Annotated in this window: 13 protein-coding genes; 4 read left to right on the forward strand and 9 right to left on the reverse strand. The window is 64.9% G+C overall.

The annotated features are described in order from the left end of the window. Positions 1–40: 40 nt before the first annotated feature. A complete protein-coding gene (locus AXYL_RS11175) occupies positions 41–583 on the reverse strand; it encodes a TRAP transporter small permease (RefSeq protein ID WP_013392898.1) in 543 nt (180 codons plus the stop codon). Positions 584–715: 132 nt separating this feature from the next. Here AXYL_RS11175 and AXYL_RS11180 point away from each other — a divergent pair, with 132 nt between their 5' ends. After that, positions 716–1,741: a LacI family DNA-binding transcriptional regulator gene (locus AXYL_RS11180; protein ID WP_013392899.1), complete on the forward strand. Its 1,026-nt coding sequence runs from the start codon at positions 716–718 to the stop codon at positions 1,739–1,741. A gap of 146 nt (positions 1,742–1,887) precedes the next feature. Here the strand turns inward: AXYL_RS11180 and AXYL_RS11185 are convergent, their stop codons facing one another. From AXYL_RS11185 to AXYL_RS11210, 6 genes are all read right to left on the reverse strand, one after another. Further along, positions 1,888–2,178 carry a cupin domain-containing protein gene (locus AXYL_RS11185; RefSeq protein WP_013392900.1) on the reverse strand — a complete coding sequence of 97 codons (291 nt, stop codon included), beginning with the start codon at positions 2,176–2,178 and terminating at the stop codon, positions 1,888–1,890. 39 nt (positions 2,179–2,217) lie between these two features. Further along, positions 2,218–3,849: an ABC transporter ATP-binding protein gene (locus tag AXYL_RS11190; RefSeq protein ID WP_013392901.1), complete on the reverse strand. Its 1,632-nt coding sequence runs from the start codon at positions 3,847–3,849 to the stop codon at positions 2,218–2,220. A gap of 9 nt (positions 3,850–3,858) precedes the next feature. Then, positions 3,859–4,698: an ABC transporter permease gene (locus AXYL_RS11195; RefSeq protein WP_013392902.1), complete on the reverse strand. Its 840-nt coding sequence runs from the start codon at positions 4,696–4,698 to the stop codon at positions 3,859–3,861. Then, on the reverse strand, positions 4,695–5,702 hold the full coding sequence (locus tag AXYL_RS11200) for an ABC transporter permease (RefSeq protein ID WP_013392903.1): 1,008 nt from the start codon (positions 5,700–5,702) through the stop codon (positions 4,695–4,697). The genes AXYL_RS11195 and AXYL_RS11200 overlap by 4 nt, the downstream gene beginning before the upstream one ends. 102 nt (positions 5,703–5,804) lie before the next feature. After that, positions 5,805–7,379 carry an ABC transporter substrate-binding protein gene (locus AXYL_RS11205; protein WP_013392904.1) on the reverse strand — a complete coding sequence of 525 codons (1,575 nt, stop codon included), beginning with the start codon at positions 7,377–7,379 and terminating at the stop codon, positions 5,805–5,807. A 140-nt stretch (positions 7,380–7,519) separates the two neighbouring features. Next, positions 7,520–8,257: a FadR/GntR family transcriptional regulator gene (locus AXYL_RS11210; RefSeq protein WP_013392905.1), complete on the reverse strand. Its 738-nt coding sequence runs from the start codon at positions 8,255–8,257 to the stop codon at positions 7,520–7,522. 287 nt (positions 8,258–8,544) lie between these two features. On the opposite strand from AXYL_RS11210, the gene AXYL_RS11215 reads away from it, so the two are divergent. Continuing rightward, positions 8,545–10,032, forward strand: a complete 1,488-nt coding sequence (locus AXYL_RS11215) for a glycosyltransferase family 39 protein (protein WP_013392906.1) — start codon at positions 8,545–8,547, stop codon at positions 10,030–10,032. Between the two features lie 6 nt (positions 10,033–10,038). On the opposite strand, the gene AXYL_RS11220 is transcribed toward AXYL_RS11215, so the two are convergent. After that, positions 10,039–10,305: a hypothetical protein gene (locus AXYL_RS11220; RefSeq protein WP_041653252.1), complete on the reverse strand. Its 267-nt coding sequence runs from the start codon at positions 10,303–10,305 to the stop codon at positions 10,039–10,041. Between the two features lie 168 nt (positions 10,306–10,473). On the opposite strand from AXYL_RS11220, the gene hemN reads away from it, so the two are divergent. Continuing rightward, the gene (hemN, locus tag AXYL_RS11225) at positions 10,474–11,904 is read left to right on the forward strand and encodes an oxygen-independent coproporphyrinogen III oxidase (protein WP_013392908.1); all 1,431 of its coding nucleotides are present in this window, start codon (positions 10,474–10,476) and stop codon (positions 11,902–11,904) included. 37 nt (positions 11,905–11,941) lie between these two features. Here hemN and AXYL_RS11230 read toward each other — a convergent pair whose 3' ends face one another. After that, the gene (locus AXYL_RS11230) at positions 11,942–12,682 is read right to left on the reverse strand and encodes a response regulator transcription factor (RefSeq protein ID WP_041653256.1); all 741 of its coding nucleotides are present in this window, start codon (positions 12,680–12,682) and stop codon (positions 11,942–11,944) included. A gap of 603 nt (positions 12,683–13,285) precedes the next feature. Between AXYL_RS11230 and thrS the strand changes: the two genes are divergently transcribed. Continuing rightward, on the forward strand, positions 13,286–15,238 hold the full coding sequence (thrS, locus tag AXYL_RS11235) for a threonine--tRNA ligase (RefSeq protein ID WP_013392910.1): 1,953 nt from the start codon (positions 13,286–13,288) through the stop codon (positions 15,236–15,238). Positions 15,239–15,241: the final 3 nt, after the last annotated feature.

Below are 15,241 nucleotides of genomic sequence, written 5' to 3' on the forward strand. Positions count from 1 at the left end.
CGGGCGTCCGGGCGGGGGAAGGAAGTTGGGGGCGGAGCCGTCAGACCAGCGGGTCTTCGGGGCTGGATTCCGCCGGCAAGGGCCCGCCCGCAAGGACGCGCACCAGATCGATCAGTGTCAGGATGCCCATGGCGGCGGCCGCATACAGCGCCGCGGCATTGAACACCGCCAGCGACATGCCGGTGACGGGCAGCACGGTGTCCAGGCCGATGATGGTCTGCGTCCAGCTGCCTTCTGCCATCAGCCACAGCACCCACAGAATCAGCAACTGGCAGAACACGTGCGAGACGCGGCGGGCGGCCGGGCCGAAACGTTCGACCAGCATGGAGACGCCGATGTGCTGGTGCGAGCGCAGCGCAATCACCGAGCCCAGGAAGATCATCCAGACGAACGCCAGCCGGGAGATCTCGTCGGACACATTGATGCCGGAGTTGAACAGGTAGCGCAGCGCGACGTTGCCGAACAGCAGCACCACCATGACGGCCAGACAGGCCACCATCAGCCAGGTCTGCAGCGCAAAGCACCAATCGGCGGCGCGGGCCAGCGGCGTACCGCCGGGCCGCCCCGGTGGGGAAGCTTGCATGCTTGTCTCCTATCCGTTTCCCGGAATTTTTTAGGGTTATGCTGTGAGGAATGTTAGCGCTAACATTTTGCGTTTGGCAAGCCCCAGTTTTTTGCGTCAGACTACGCGCTCACCAACCCATGCCGAGGACCGATGTCCATCCGTAAACCCCGCAGTTCGCGCGCCGGCCGCGTCACCATGCAGGAGGTCGCGCGCCGCGTGGGCGTCAGCGCGATCACGGTATCGCGCGCACTGCGCACGCCGGACAAGGTGGCGGAGGAATTGCGCCAGCGCATCGCGCGGGTGTGCCAGGAACTGGGTTATGTGCCCAACCATGCTGCCAGCGCCTTGGCGTCGGCGCGCTCGCAGACCATCGTGGCGCTGATTCCGTCGCTGAGCAACGTGGTGTTCGTGGACATCATCGCGGGGATCAAGGAAGAGCTGGACCGTCACGGCTATCACATGCTGATCGGCGTGACCGGCTATTCGCCGGACGAGGAAGAAGCCCTGCTGCGAAAGTACCTGCAGCACGCCCCCGACGGCCTGATCCTGACGGGCGTCGATCACAATCCGGGCGTATGGGATTTGCTGGACACGCAGCGCATTCCGACCGTGCACACGATCGAGACGCTGGACGGCGGCGAACACATGAGCGTGGGGTTTTCGCAATTCGATTCCGGCTATGCCGCTGGCCGCCATCTGGTGGAGCGGGGCTACCGCCGCATCGGCATCGTGGGCGCGCAGCTGGATCCGCGTTCGCTGCGCCGCTGCGAGGGCTGCCGCCAGGCCTTGCGGGATGCGGGCCTGTACGATCCGGCCCTCGAAATCATGACGCCGGAGAAATCATCCATCGGCCTGGGGGCGTCCCTGCTGGAGCAGTTGCGCGCGCGCCATCCCGATTGCGACGCGCTTTTCTTCTGCAATGACGATTTGGCCCAGGGCGCGGTGTTCCAGTGTGGACGCCTGGGCGTGCCGGTACCCGAGCGCATGGCCATCATCGGCTTCCACGACGTGGCCGGCACGGCCTGGACCACGCCGCCGCTGTCGACGATCGCCACGCCGCGCTACCAGATCGGCGTATCGGCCGCGGGCCTGCTGATGCGGCACCTGGCGGGCGAGCCCGTCGCAGAACGCCATGTGGACCTGGGCTTCAAGCTGGTCCAGCGCGAAACCAGCTGAGGACCAGGTTCAGGCCCGGCGCTGCGCCAGGAACACGCCTGAGGCGATGATCAGCGCCATGCCCGCCAAGGCCAGCATGAATTGCCGTGGCGCATGCAGCAGATGCTCTTCCGATGAAATCGCCTTGGTGGCTGCCGTCGCTGGCGCTATGTGTGCTTGAGTTCGATTTCGACGAACACGAATTCGGTGTCGCTGGGATTGATGACGTTGTGCTCCACGCCCACGGGCCGGTAATAGGCCACGCCGGTGGTGAGCTGGCTGGTGATTTCGCCGTCGGGCGTATCGAGCAGCAGCGGGCCGGTGGTCTGCGGCACCACCACGTAATTCATGCCGTGGCGGTGCCATCCCGTTTCGGCGCCGGGCGGGAAGCGCCATTCGGTGACGGTGACCATGTCATTGTCGATCTGCACGGTCGGTATGGCGGCGGGGCGTTGCATGGGGTGTTCTCCTTGGGGGTATGAATATTCTTGTGCGCGTCAGGCCGCTTGCGCCTTGGTCGGGTCCCAATGCTGGCCGGGGACCGCGGCGATCAGCTGCCGCGTGTAGGCGTGCTGCGGGTTGTCGAAGATCTGCGCGGGCGAGCCGTATTCGACCACCTTGCCGCGATGCATGACCAGAACGGAATTGCAGATCTGGGCCGCTACGCGCAAGTCGTGGGTGATGAAGACCAGCGCAATCTTCAGACGTTGCTGCAAGTCATGCAATAGCTGCAGCACCTGAGCCTGGACGGACACGTCCAGCGCCGACACCGATTCGTCGGCCACCAGCACCTTGGGCTCCAGCGCCAGTGCGCGCGCGATGCCGATGCGTTGGCGTTGGCCGCCTGAAAACTGGTTGGGGTAGCGGTCGAAGGCGGACGGGTCCAGCCCGACCAGCGACAGCAGTTCCCGCACCCGAGCCTCGGCCTGGGCCCGCGGCACGCCGTTGGCGACAGGGCCGTCGCTGATGATGCGGCCCACGGTATGGCGTGGGTTCAGCGAGGCGAACGGATCCTGGAAGATCATCTGGATGTCGTGGCGCAGCGGCCGGAAGCGCGATTCCGGCATGGCGGCGATGTCCTGGCCGTTGAAGATCAGCTGGCCGCCATTGATGCCCACCAGCTTGAGCAGGCACTTGCCGATGGTGGACTTGCCGGAGCCCGACTCGCCCACGATGCCCAGGGTTTCGCCGCGCCGCACGCTGAAGCTGACGCCGTTCACGGCATGAACCTCGCGCTTGCCGCCCAGCCAGCCGCGCCCCACCACGTAGGTCTTCTTCAAGTCCCGCACGTCCAGCACGGGCGGGTCGTCCGCGGCGGCGGTGCGCTCCTCGCCGCGGCGGTGGGGCACCGCCGCGATCAGGCGCTGCGTGTAGGGATGGCGGGGGCGGTTCAGCACATCTTCGGCCGGCCCCTGTTCCACCAGGATGCCTTTTTCCATGACGGCGACCCGGTGCGCGATCTCGGCCACCACGCCGAAGTCATGCGTGACGAACATGACGCCCATGCCTTTCTCTTTCTGGATGCGGGCGATCAGCGCCAGGATCTGCGCCTGGGTGGTGACGTCCAGCGCGGTGGTGGGCTCATCGGCGATCAGGAGCGCGGGTTCCAGCGCCAGCGCCATGGCGATCATCACGCGCTGTCGCTGGCCGCCGGACAGGCGGAAAGGATAGACGTGGTAGAGCGTGGCGGGGTCGGGCAGGCCCACGAAAGCCAGCAGTTCCAGCGTGCGGGCCAGGCGCTGGGCGCCGGGATAGGCGTTGTGCACGCGCATGACTTCGCTGATCTGTTCGCCCACCGTCATCAGCGGATTCAGCGCCGACAGGGGCTCCTGGAAGATCATCGCCATGTCCTTGCCGCGCATGGCTTGCAGGGTGGCTTCGTCCTGCCGCAGCAGGTCCTGGCCGCGGAACAGGATGCGGCCCTGCTGCGGCGTCAGGTAATCGGGCAGGAGCCCCATGATGGCGTTGGCGCTCATGGACTTGCCCGAACCCGATTCGCCGACGATGCACAGGATTTCGCCGGCGCGGATGTCGTAGGACACGTCCTGCACGGCATAGGGGCGGTCGCCGCCCTTGGGCAGGGCGATGCTCAGGTTCTGGATGGACAGCAGGGGCGTGGATGCGTTCATGGCGTCCTCCTATTCGCCGCGCTTGCGCAGCTGCGGGTTGAGGGCGTCGTTCAAGCCTTCGCCGATCAGGTTGATGGCCAGCACGGTCAGCAGGATCGCCACGCCGGGCCAGACGCTCATCCACCAGGCCTCGCGGATCATGGTGCGCGCGGCGCCGATCATGAAGCCCCAGCTCATCAGGTTGCGGTCGCCCAATCCAAGGAACGACAGCGAGGATTCCGTCAGGATGGCGGTGGCGACCATGAAGGACGCCGACACGATGATGGGGGACATGGCATTGGGCAGGATTTGGGTGCCGACGATGCGGGCTGGCGTCTGTCCGATGACGATGGCGGCCTGCACGAACTCGCGCTGCTTGAGCGTCATGAACTCCGAACGCACCAGGCGCGCGGCCGGCGGCCAAGACACCACGGCAATGGCGCCCATGATGGAATAGACCGAGGGGCTCAGGATCGCCACCAGCACCACGGCCATGGCCAATTGCGGAATGGTCTGGAAGAACTCGGTGAAGCGCATCAGCGCATCGTCCACCCGGCCGCCGCAATAGCCCGCCACCGAGCCGACCACGATGCCGAAGACCAGCGCCACGGCGGTGGACAGGAGGCCGACCATCAGCGAAACCCGGGCGCCCCAGACCAGTCCGGCCGTGATGTCGCGGCCCAGCATGTCCGTGCCGAAGGGATAGTCGGCGTTGGTGAACGGCGGAATCAGGGGGTCGGCCACCATCATCCAGGGCGATTCTTCGTACAGCAGCGGCGCGGCCAGGGCCACCAGGACCACGATCAGCATGATGGCCAGTCCGGCCACCGCTCCGTAATTGCGCATGTAGCGCCGGGCAAAGGACTTCATGCGGCGGCTCCTTGCTGCGCGCCCGCGCCGATGCGCGGATCGATGAGTCGGTACAGCACGTCGGTCAGCAGGTTGAACACCACCACCATGATGGAGGTGACCAGGAAGATGCCCAGCAGCAGCTGGTAGTCGCGCTGCAGCAGCGCGTCGAACATCAGCCGGCCTATGCCGGGCCAGGCGAACACGGTTTCGGTCAGCACCGCGCCGCCCGCCATCTGCCCCAGCTGGATGCCGGCGAAGGTGATGACCGGCAGCAGCGCATTGCGCAGCACGTGGGCGCGGATCACGCGGCCGGGGCTTACGCCCTTGGCGCGCGCTGTCTTGACGAAATCCATGCCTATCACTTCCAGCATGGAGGCGCGCGTCAGCCGCACGTAGACCGCCATGAAGAAGCAGCCCAGCGTCACAGTGGGCAGGATCAGGTGCTGGGCGATGTCGCCCGCGCGCGCCCAACCGCTCAGGTTCGCTCCCACGGTCTCCATGCCGAAGGCCGGCAGCCACCCCAGCACCACCGAGAACAGCAGGATGCCCATCAGCGACAGCCAGAACAGCGGCGTGGCATACAGCACCAGGGCGCCCGTCATGACGGAACTATCGATCCAGCGGCGCTTGTTGCGGTAGCGGGCCTTGGCCGCCACCACGCCCAGGAAGACGCCCAGCACGATGGAGAACACGAATGCGCAGGACATCAGCAGAAAGGTGGCGGGCAGGCGTTCCAGGATCAGGTCCAGCACCGGAACGTGGTTGCGGTATGAGAACCCCAGGTCCAGCTGCACCACGCCCTTCAGGTACAGCATCAGCTGGGTCAGGATGGGCTTGTCCAGGCCGAAGGCCACGCGCAGTTGTTCGACGTAGGCGGCATCGCCCGCGCCGGCCTGGCCTGCCAGCACGGCGGCGGGGTCGCCAGGGGCCAGGCGGATCAGGAAGAAATTGATGATCACCACGCCCAGCACGACCACCAGGGCCTTGCCGATGCGGGAAACGAGGAAAGACAGGAATTTCATGCTCGGGGTCCTCTCTGGTCGGACGCGGGCTGCGATGGGCAGCCCTGGTCCGGCCGGCATCCGCCGCCGCGGCAGGCGTGTCGCGACGGCGTCCTGCGGCGCTTATTTCTCGATGTACACGTCGTCGAAGCTCTCGTTCAGGCCGATGGCGGTCTTGACCAGGTTCTTCACATTGCCGCGGTAGAGCGTGGGGAACTCCATGTCCACCAGGAAGCCGTTGGCAATCTCATTGACCAGCGTGGTCTGCAGCTTGGTGTAGATCTCCTGGCGCTTGGCGGGATCCACCTCGGATGCGGCGGTTTCCCACTGCTTGTCGGTCTCGGGATTGCTGTAGCCCTGCACATTGGCGAACGGCGATCCCTTGACGATGTTCGACGAGACATAGAGCCGCTGCACGCCCAGCGCGGGGTCGCCGTACTGGTAGGTGAAGGTGGTGGTCATGTCGAAGTCCCAGTTGCCCGTGCGGCTGGCCCAGCCGCCCGCGTCGGTGGCTTCCAGGTTGACCTTGAAGCCCAGCTGCTCCAGCGCCTGCTTGGTGTATTCGCCCAGGCGGTCCCAGGTGGAACCGTAGGGGAAGCTCAACTGGCGGATCGTGTAGTCCTCGGGCTTGATGCCGGATTCCTTGATCAGCGCGCGCGCCTTCTTCATGTCGAACGCCAGCGGCGGCATGTTCTTGTCGTAGAACATCTCGGTGGTGACGAAGGGGCTGGTGGAGACCTTGCCCAGGCCGAAGAAGATGTTGTTGACCACCATGTTGCGGTTGATGGCCGCCATCACCGCCTGACGCACCTTCAGGTTGTCGAAGGGCGGCTTGCGCATGTTGAAGATCAGGTAGGCCTGCGGCGAGAACATCTCCCAGCCGGCCGTGGTGTATTCGACCTTGGGCAGGGCGCGCAGGCGCTTGATGTCGACGTTGTCCACGTCGCCGCCGCGCAGCACGTCCACGCTGCCGCGCTCGAAGGCTACCGCGCGCGAGGCCGAATCGGGGATGACGTTGAACACCAGCTCATCCAGATAGGGCTTGCCCGGCTTCCAGTAGTCGGGGTTGCGGGTCAGCTTGATGTATTCGCCGCGCTTCCATTCCTTGAACATGAACGGGCCGGTGCCGACTGGCTTCTGGTTGGCCGGATTGGTCATGTAGTCGGTGCCCGCGTAAATGTGCTTGGGCATCATGGGCGCAAAACCCGGCTCGAACATCAGCATGAAGGCGGGGAAGGGGGTCTTCAGCTTGATGACCACCGTCTTGGCGTCCGGCGCCTGCACCGATTCCACGAACTTGTTGAGGATCACGCGGGCGCGCGCATGGGTCTTGGGCAGCATGTCCGCCAGCGAGAACACCACGTCCTCGGACGTGAAGGGCTTGCCGTCGTGCCACTTGACGTTGTCCTGCAGGTGGAAGGTGTAGGTGAGGCCGTCGGCCGAGGCGTGCCACGATTTCGCCAGGCCGGGCTGCGGCTTCAATTCGGTGGAGTAGGTCAGCAGGCTCTCGTAGATCTTGCCAGCGACGAATTGCGTGGGGCCCTGCTGGTTGATAGCCGTGACGATCACCGGCGGTTCGGGCTGGACGATCATGTTCAGCGTGCCGCCCTTGGTCTGGGCCAGGGCCTGCGTGGCGGGCAGCGCGGCCGCGAGGACCAGTGCGCCGATGCTTAGGGAGAACCATTTTTTCGATTTCACTGCGAGCCTCCGGGCTGGAAAGGATCTGACAGGTGTCCGCGTCGCGGATGCCGTGCTCTGGCAAGCAAACCTCATGCCACCTGTGTTTTCAGGGGTACTACGGGTGGAGCCGCTACAACAATGCTTCGTATGGGTGCTCTTCAGCGTGCCGCGCACCATTGCGGCGCGCCGTTGTCGTCGCCAAAGTCCTCTCGCAGGCGTGCCAGGATGCCCAGCAGATGCGCATGCATGGCGTGCCGCGCGCGGATCGGGTCGCGCGCCTGAATGGCAATCAGGATGCGCTGGTGCTCGGCATGGGCGATCGCCCAGACCTTGGTGTCGACGAAGTAATCCTCCATGCGGCTGTACACCGGGCTGGTCTGCGTCAATTCCCACAAATGAGCCACCGAGGCCGCGACCGCGGCGTTGCCGCAAGCGGCGGCGATGGCGTTGTGGAATTCGCGGTCGTGGCGGCCGGGCGAATTGCCTAGCGACATGCCCTCGTGAGCATCGCGGATGGCGGCGATCTGGGCGGGCGACCCATGCTGCGCGGCCATGCCGGCGCATTCGGGTTCGATCAGCATGCGCGCTTCCAGCAGGTCGAAGGGGCCGATGCCGTCCTGTCCAGGCGCGGAGTAGCCGGCGGCGGGCGTGGCCGCTTCCCGGGCGGCGGTGACGAAGACTCCCGTACCTACGCGCACCTCGACATAGCCTTCGATTTCCAGTGCGATCAGGGCTTCGCGGATCGACGCGCGGCTGACTTGCAGCTGTTCGGCCAGTTCCCGCTCAGAAGGCAGGCGCCCGCCGCGAGGGAATTCGCCGGCCCGGATCCGGCCGGCGATCTGGTCGGCGATGACGCGGTACAGGCGGGTGACGGCAGCGGCTTGGAAGGTGTTCATCGGCGCGTGAGGCGGGGACTTCGGCTCAAGTGGTCAGGCCACCAAATATAGGCATCTCATCCTTGAATAAGAAGGAGAATTTTCCATTTCAAGGGAAAACGATCACAGGGATTTCACCTCTTTATTTAGAGTGGTCAGGCCAGTTAGGAAGACCTTGCGCGCTTTACAGTTTCCCGACAAATCCCGAACAGAATCGCCTCTGTTGCGGGCAGGGGCCATCCCATACTCCGTCCCGCCCCATGAAGGGCATGAAGCAGCGCGCGGCGCCGGCAGCAAGGGAGAGGGAAGTGAAGGAAGTTGCGGAGCGGGCATCCGGGTCCGAGGGCTGGCGGATCGGCGCTGGCATGGCGGTGTTCGCGCTGGCATGGCTGACGCTGCTGGACCGGGCGGCCCTGGCGCCTCCCACCGACAACATCGAGCAGCTCACCTGGGTGCGCAGCCTGGAATGGGGTTACTACAAGCATCCGCCGTTGCCGACCTGGCTGCTGTGGCCCGCGGTGCGATTGCTGGGCTGGTCGGCCTGGACGAGCTACATCGTCGGCGCGCTCTGCACCCTGGGCGCCTTCGCGCTGCTGTGGCGCTGGCTGCGGGACATGCGTGGCAGCGGCTACGCGCGGGCGGCGTTGCTGGCGGGCCTGTGCGTCACCTTCTACAACGGCCGCCTGTATTTCTACAACCACGAGATCGTGTTGATCCCGCTGGCGGTGGGCTGCGCCGCCGCGTGCTGGAAGGCCTGGACCACGCGCCGGATCGGGTGGTGGATCGTGCTGGGCGTCTGCCTGGGCCTGGGAGCCTTGTCCAAGTACCAGAGCGCGGTGGCGGGCGCCGCCGTGCTGGTGTTCTGGTTGAGCCAGCGCGGCTGGCGCGACCCCATGCACCGCTTCGGCCTGCAGGTGGCGGCGCTGACGGCGTTGGCGGTCTTTGCCCCCCATCTGTGCTGGCTGGCCTACAACGATTTCGAGCCCCTGAATTACGCGATGGCCTCGTCGCTGGCCGCGGGTCTGCCTTGGAGCAGCCGCGCGGCGGAGGTGGCGCGATGGTGGGGCGACCAGTTGCTGAACCGCGCGATGCCGGCTTGGGTCCTGCTGGGTGTCTTGTGGTGGTTGTCACGCCGCGGCGCAGCCATGGCCAGCGTGGAAGCGGAGCCGCAACCGGGCGATGCGGGCCGCGCCATTCTGCTGTCGTTCGGCTTCACGCCGCTCGCCTTCGTCAGCGTCATGACGCTTGCCAGCGGCTCGCAGGTGCAATTGCACTGGGGCACGCCTTATCTGCTGTTCGTGGTGCCAGCGGCGATGGAACTGATGCGCGGCGGCGCTTGGGGGGCCGTGCGGCGGCGCGATGCCGTACTGGTCTTTGTGCTGGTCCAGGCGCTGTTGATGGCGCGGGTCGTGCTGACCTCGCCGGGCGGGGCAGGACTGGCGCGCAAGACGTCGGACTGGCGCTACTTCGATGCCCAGGCGCTGGCCGATGCCCTGCATGAACCCGCCAAGGTCGTGCTGGGCGGGCCGGTCAGGCTGATATCGGGGCCGCCCGACGAAGCAGGGGCGCTGGCGCTACGCCTGCCGGAGCAGCCTTTGGTGTTGATAGACGGGCAACTCCGTTTCAGTCCCTGGGTGCCGAAGGACATGGTGCAGGCATGCGGCGCGCTGGAACTGGAAGTGCAGGCGCCCGGTCCGGGATTCGTCGCCGTCGGACGGGACTTTCCTGGCCTGTACTGGCGCGCGACGCCGCCCACCGCGCCTTGCGGCATGGCGGCAGGCGCGCCGCCTGGCTAGGGCAGGCTACTGCGCCTCGCCGTCCGGCTCCGGCGTCTGCGTGAAGGCGCGCACCAGGCGCGCGATGCCGTCCAGCTCGTCTTGCGCTCCCACCACCCATTCCGCTTTCTCGAACGGGCTGTCCGAGGGTGTGCTGTCCATGCCCGCCTTCAGGTCATTGAGCAGTTCCAGCGCCATGTCGGTGGCCTGGGGGCTGCTGCGGGTCGAGAGGGCGATGGCGATCGCCAGCGCCTGGCGCATGGCGAGCAGGCGGCCGTCCAGTTCAGTGTCCATGGTGGTTTCCGTGTTGTGCATCTTTAACAAGGCCGCATTTTACGGGGGCGAGGCCGCGTGCGCGTTCCACGGGTTGATGCGGGACGTGGGGATTGGTCCGGCGGGAAGATCGCCGGGGTTTGCGCAAGATCAAGCCGCAGAGGCCGGCACAGGCGAATAATTCCAGGTATGCAAGCCGCCCTACGCCCATTACAAACTGAATCCCGCGAGCCCTCCGCCGCCAGCCCCTTGTTCCCGCCCCAATTGCTGGCGCGGCTGGACAAAAACGGCCCTCGCTACACCTCATATCCCACGGCGGACCGGTATCACGGCGGCTTCGGCGAGCAGGATTACCGGCAGGCGTTGCAGCAACGCCGCGCAGCGGCGCCTGCAGAACCTCTGTCGCTCTACGTGCACATCCCGTTCTGCGAGTCGGTCTGTTATTACTGCGCCTGTAACAAGGTGGTGACCCGCCATCACGGCCGCGCCGCCCGTTATCTGGACGCCCTGGCTGCCGAGATCGAGCTGCATGTGCGCGAGCTGGGCGAAGGCGTGCCTGTGTCGCAATTGCATTTCGGAGGCGGCACGCCGACCTTCCTGTCGGACGAGGAACTGTCGGGCCTGATGGCGAATCTGCGCCGCGCGTTCCGCTTCGAAACCGATGCGGAAATCTCGATCGAGGTGGACCCCCGCACCGCCACGCCCGAGCGCCTGGCCCACATGCGCGAACTGGGCTTCAACCGCCTGAGCTTCGGCGTGCAGGATTTCGATCCGCGGGTGCAGGCGGCGGTGCATCGCGTGCAATCATTCGAGGACGTGCGGGCGTTGATGCAGAGCGCGCGGGCATTGGGCTATGTCTCGGTCAACATGGACCTCATCTACGGCCTGCCGCTGCAGACCACGGAATCCTTTGCCCGCACCATCGCCCAGGTCATCGCGTTGCGGCCGGACCGCATCGCGCTCTATGCCTATGCGCATCTGCCGACCCGTTTCAAGCCGCAACGCCGCATCAACGAGGCGGACCTGCCCGACCGGGAAACGCGGGTGGGACTGCTCAGCGCCGCGATCGACGGTTTCCTGAAGCAGGGCTACGCCTACATTGGCATGGACCATTTCGCGCTGGAAGGCGATGCACTGGCGGTCGCCAAGCAGAAGGGGGAGTTGCACCGCAATTTCCAAGGCTACAGCACGCAGCCGGACCGCGATCTGGTTGCCCTGGGCGTGTCGGCGATCGGCCGCATCGGCAACACCTACAGCCAGAACGCCAAGGTTCTGGACGAGTACTACGCGGCGATCGAAGCAGGGCGCTTCGCCATCGAAAGAGGGCTGACGCTGAGCGCGGACGACCTGGTGCGGCGCGAGATCATCATGGACATCATGTGCCAGGGCCGTGTGGACTTTGGCCAGATCGAGGCGCGCCACGGTTTGAGGTTCGCCGACAGTTTTGGCCAGGAACTGCAGCAGATGGCGAATCTGGCCGAGCTGGGCCTGGTCAACCTGCGCGCGGGCGAGCTGCAGGTAACCGGCCTGGGCTGGTACTTCGTGCGGGCCGTCGCCATGGCGTTCGACGGCTACCTGCAGGCGCCAGGCACCGTGGCCAGTTACTCCCGGATCATTTGAGCCGCGGCTTTGGGTGGGGCCTGACGCCGGGCGGTGTTCATTCGGCGAACTTCTCGCGCAGGTAGAGCGCCAGCGACAGATCGTCGGACAGTTGCAACTTGCGCATGGCCCGGCGCTTGTGGGTGCTGATGGTCTTCTTGCTGCGCATCAGCCGCGCTGAAATCTGCGTGACGGACAGGCCCTGGCTGATATGGCGCAGTATTTCGACTTCCGAAGTCGTCAAGGCCGCGTGGGGGTGCGTCGGCTGTTGCGGGCGGATCTTGCCGTCCTGCACCGTGAGGAATTCCTCCCTGCCCGCCAGCACGCCACGGATCATTTCCGGCAGCAGCACCATGCCGCATTCCTTGGCGAAGTAGCCGTTCGCGCCCGCTCGGTACGCGGCGTACTGGGTTTCCTGGCGGCTGCCCGCCGAGAAGGTAATGAGCGCCATTGCGGGGTGATAGCGGCGCAGGCGGCGCAGGTAATTCACGCCGTCCCAGGGTTCCAGCGGCAGGTAGAAATCGACGAGGGCGACTTCGCAGGGGGAGTGGGACAGCTTTTCCAGCAAGGAGCGCGCCGAGGTTTCGCGGTGGACCACCCGGAAGCCCGGGCGGCTCTCCAGGTAGGCGCCCACGCCCACGGCCACCACGGGGTGGTCGTCCAGGATGGCCACCTTGATGAGGGGCGGCGGCCGGGACAGGAGCAGGTGCCGGCGTGTACCCGGGCGGTCGCCGGTTTCGGCGGGCTCGGGGCTGAGGTGTGGGGGCGCTTTGAGAGTGAGCGCTGAGACAGTTTTCATCGATGCTCCACATGCAGGATGGGGGAACGCCGGCGGTCGATTGCGCAGGTCGCGGATAGTCCTGAATTTGCGAAGGCAGATTACGTTTTCGCATGCCCTGCGGGACATGAATCTCGCCAAAATCAGACTGTTGCACCATCTACCTGTCATATATGCGAGAAGCACGCCCGGAACATTCTGGATTTAGGCCGTGACGACGGGTGAGGTTTTGGGTTATGGCGCAGTGGCGCGCAGCGCAGGTGCAACCGGCTGGAGCGGTCGGACGCGCTGTGGCGCTTTTGCCACGGAAAGAGCGCAAGTAGTGATACAATCGTGGACGATAAGCACAGCTTCTGTTGCGCAGTGCATTGTTTGCTGGTTTTGATCCATGCCGCTGCGGCGCGCACCAATAGGTCCAGACACCATGTTTTTCCCGCTGGCACGAACTACGACCCGGAACTTTCGCCCTATGTCGCGTTAAGTTTTCGTGCGTCGGGTTTCACCGTGTCAGGTCAGCGGTAGGACTCAGCAAGACAATCCAGGAAACGCGGCTCTCAGGCCGCGTTTTTCGTTTCCGTATTTTGTTTTTTTTAGTTCCCAGAACCCCCCCAGGAAGCACTCCCGATGGTACAGATCACATTGCCCGATGGTTCGCAGCGCCAATATCCGGGGCCGGTAACGGTTGCCGAAGTGGCGCAATCGATCGGTACGGGCCTGGCGAAGGCCGCCTTGGGCGGCCGCGTGACGTTCGAGGGCTCGGATTCCAAGCTGGTCGATACCAGCTTCCGCATCGAGGGCGACGCCCGTCTGGCCATCGTGACGGCCAAGGACGCCGACGGCCTGGACCTGATCCGCCACTCCACGGCGCACTTGCTGGCTTATGCCGTCAAGGAGCTGTTTCCGGACGCTCAAGTCACAATCGGTCCGGTGATCGACAACGGCTTCTACTACGACTTCTCGTACAAGCGCCCGTTCACGCCGGAAGACCTGGCCGCCATCGAGAAGAAGATGGCTGAACTTGCCAAGAAGGACGAAGTCGTCACGCGCGAGGAATGGTCGCGCGACGACGCGGTCGAATTCTTCAAGGGCATCGGCGAAAAGTACAAGGCCGAGATCATTGCCTCGATTCCGTCGAACGAACCGCTCAGCCTGTACCGCGAAGGCGACTTCATCGACCTGTGCCGCGGCCCTCACGTGCCGTCCACGGGCAAGCTGAAGGTCTTCAAGCTCATGAAGGTGGCCGGCGCCTACTGGCGCGGCGACAGCAAGAACGAGATGCTCCAGCGCATCTACGGCACTGCCTGGGCGACCAAGGAAGAGCAGGAAGCCTATCTGCACATGCTGGAAGAGGCCGAGCGCCGCGACCATCGCAAGATCGGCCGCGAACTGGAACTGTTCCATTTCCAGGACGAGGCTCCCGGGCTGATCTTCTGGCACCCCAAGGGTTGGGCGCTGTGGCAGCAGGTGGAGCAGTACATGCGCTCCGTCTACCGCGACAACGGCTACCAGGAAGTGAAGGCGCCGCAGATCCTGGACATTTCGCTCTGGAAGAAGACGGGCCACTGGGACAACTACCGTGAAAACATGTTCACCACGGAGTCCGAAAACCGCGTCTACGGCCTGAAGCCGATGAACTGCCCGGGCCACGTGCAGATATTCAATGCCGGCCTGCATTCCTATCGCGAACTGCCCCTGCGCTACGGCGAATTCGGCCAGTGCCACCGCAACGAACCCTCGGGTTCGCTGCATGGCATGATGCGCGTGCGCGGCTTTACGCAGGACGACGGCCACATCTTCTGTACCGAAGAACAGCTGCAGGACGAGTGCGCCGACTTCACGGCGCTGCTGCAAAAGGTTTACCGCGATTTCGGCTTCACCGAGGTGTTGTACAAGGTCGCCACGCGTCCTGAAAAGCGCATCGGCTCGGACGAAGTCTGGGATACGGCCGAAGCGGCCCTGATGGAGAGCCTGCGCCGCACCGGCTGCGAGTTCGAAGTGTCGCCGGGCGAGGGGGCCTTTTACGGTCCCAAGGTGGAATACACCCTGAAGGACGCCATCGGTCGCCACTGGCAGTGCGGCACGATCCAGGTCGACTTTTCCATGCCCGTGCGCCTGGGCGCCGAGTACGTGGACCAGAACGACCAGCGCCGCCCGCCGGTCATGCTGCACCGTGCAATCCTCGGTTCGCTGGAGCGTTTTATCGGCATGCTGATCGAAAACCACGCCGGCGCGATGCCTCCCTGGCTGGCTCCGGTGCAGGCTGTCGTATGCTGCATTTCCGAACCTTCAGCCGATTATGCGGCTGAAATCACGCAAAGCCTGAAAAAACAAGGCTTTAGAGTAGAGTCCGATTTGCGCGGTGAAAAAATCACTCGTAAAATTCGGGAGCACAGCCTGCAAAAGGTGCCGTACATCCTCGTCGTCGGCGACAAGGAAAAGCAAAACGGCACCGTAGCCGTACGCGGACTGGGCGGACTGGACCTCGGGGCCATCGCATACGACGAATTCGTCGCGCGCTTGTCCGAGGACGTGTCCACCCGTCGCGACGTCAACCAACCTGGTAGCAGCGCTGCTTAACAT

This window comes from Achromobacter xylosoxidans A8 (genome assembly GCF_000165835.1).
Taxonomy (GTDB): Bacteria; Pseudomonadota; Gammaproteobacteria; order Burkholderiales; family Burkholderiaceae_B; genus Achromobacter; species Achromobacter xylosoxidans_B.

Coding starts and splice junctions, on each gene's coding strand:
- AXYL_RS11175 (WP_013392898.1), bottom strand. CDS start 583: ATGCAAGCTTCCCCACCGGGGCGGCCCGGCGGTACGCCGCTGGCCCGC.
- AXYL_RS11180 (WP_013392899.1), top strand. CDS start 716: ATGTCCATCCGTAAACCCCGCAGTTCGCGCGCCGGCCGCGTCACCATG.
- AXYL_RS11185 (WP_013392900.1), bottom strand. CDS start 2,178: ATGCAACGCCCCGCCGCCATACCGACCGTGCAGATCGACAATGACATG.
- AXYL_RS11190 (WP_013392901.1), bottom strand. CDS start 3,849: ATGAACGCATCCACGCCCCTGCTGTCCATCCAGAACCTGAGCATCGCC.
- AXYL_RS11195 (WP_013392902.1), bottom strand. CDS start 4,698: ATGAAGTCCTTTGCCCGGCGCTACATGCGCAATTACGGAGCGGTGGCC.
- AXYL_RS11200 (WP_013392903.1), bottom strand. CDS start 5,702: ATGAAATTCCTGTCTTTCCTCGTTTCCCGCATCGGCAAGGCCCTGGTG.
- AXYL_RS11210 (WP_013392905.1), bottom strand. CDS start 8,257: ATGAACACCTTCCAAGCCGCTGCCGTCACCCGCCTGTACCGCGTCATC.
- AXYL_RS11220 (WP_041653252.1), bottom strand. CDS start 10,305: ATGGACACTGAACTGGACGGCCGCCTGCTCGCCATGCGCCAGGCGCTG.
- hemN (WP_013392908.1), top strand. CDS start 10,474: ATGCAAGCCGCCCTACGCCCATTACAAACTGAATCCCGCGAGCCCTCC.
- AXYL_RS11230 (WP_041653256.1), bottom strand. CDS start 12,682: ATGAAAACTGTCTCAGCGCTCACTCTCAAAGCGCCCCCACACCTCAGC.
- thrS (WP_013392910.1), top strand. CDS start 13,286: ATGGTACAGATCACATTGCCCGATGGTTCGCAGCGCCAATATCCGGGG.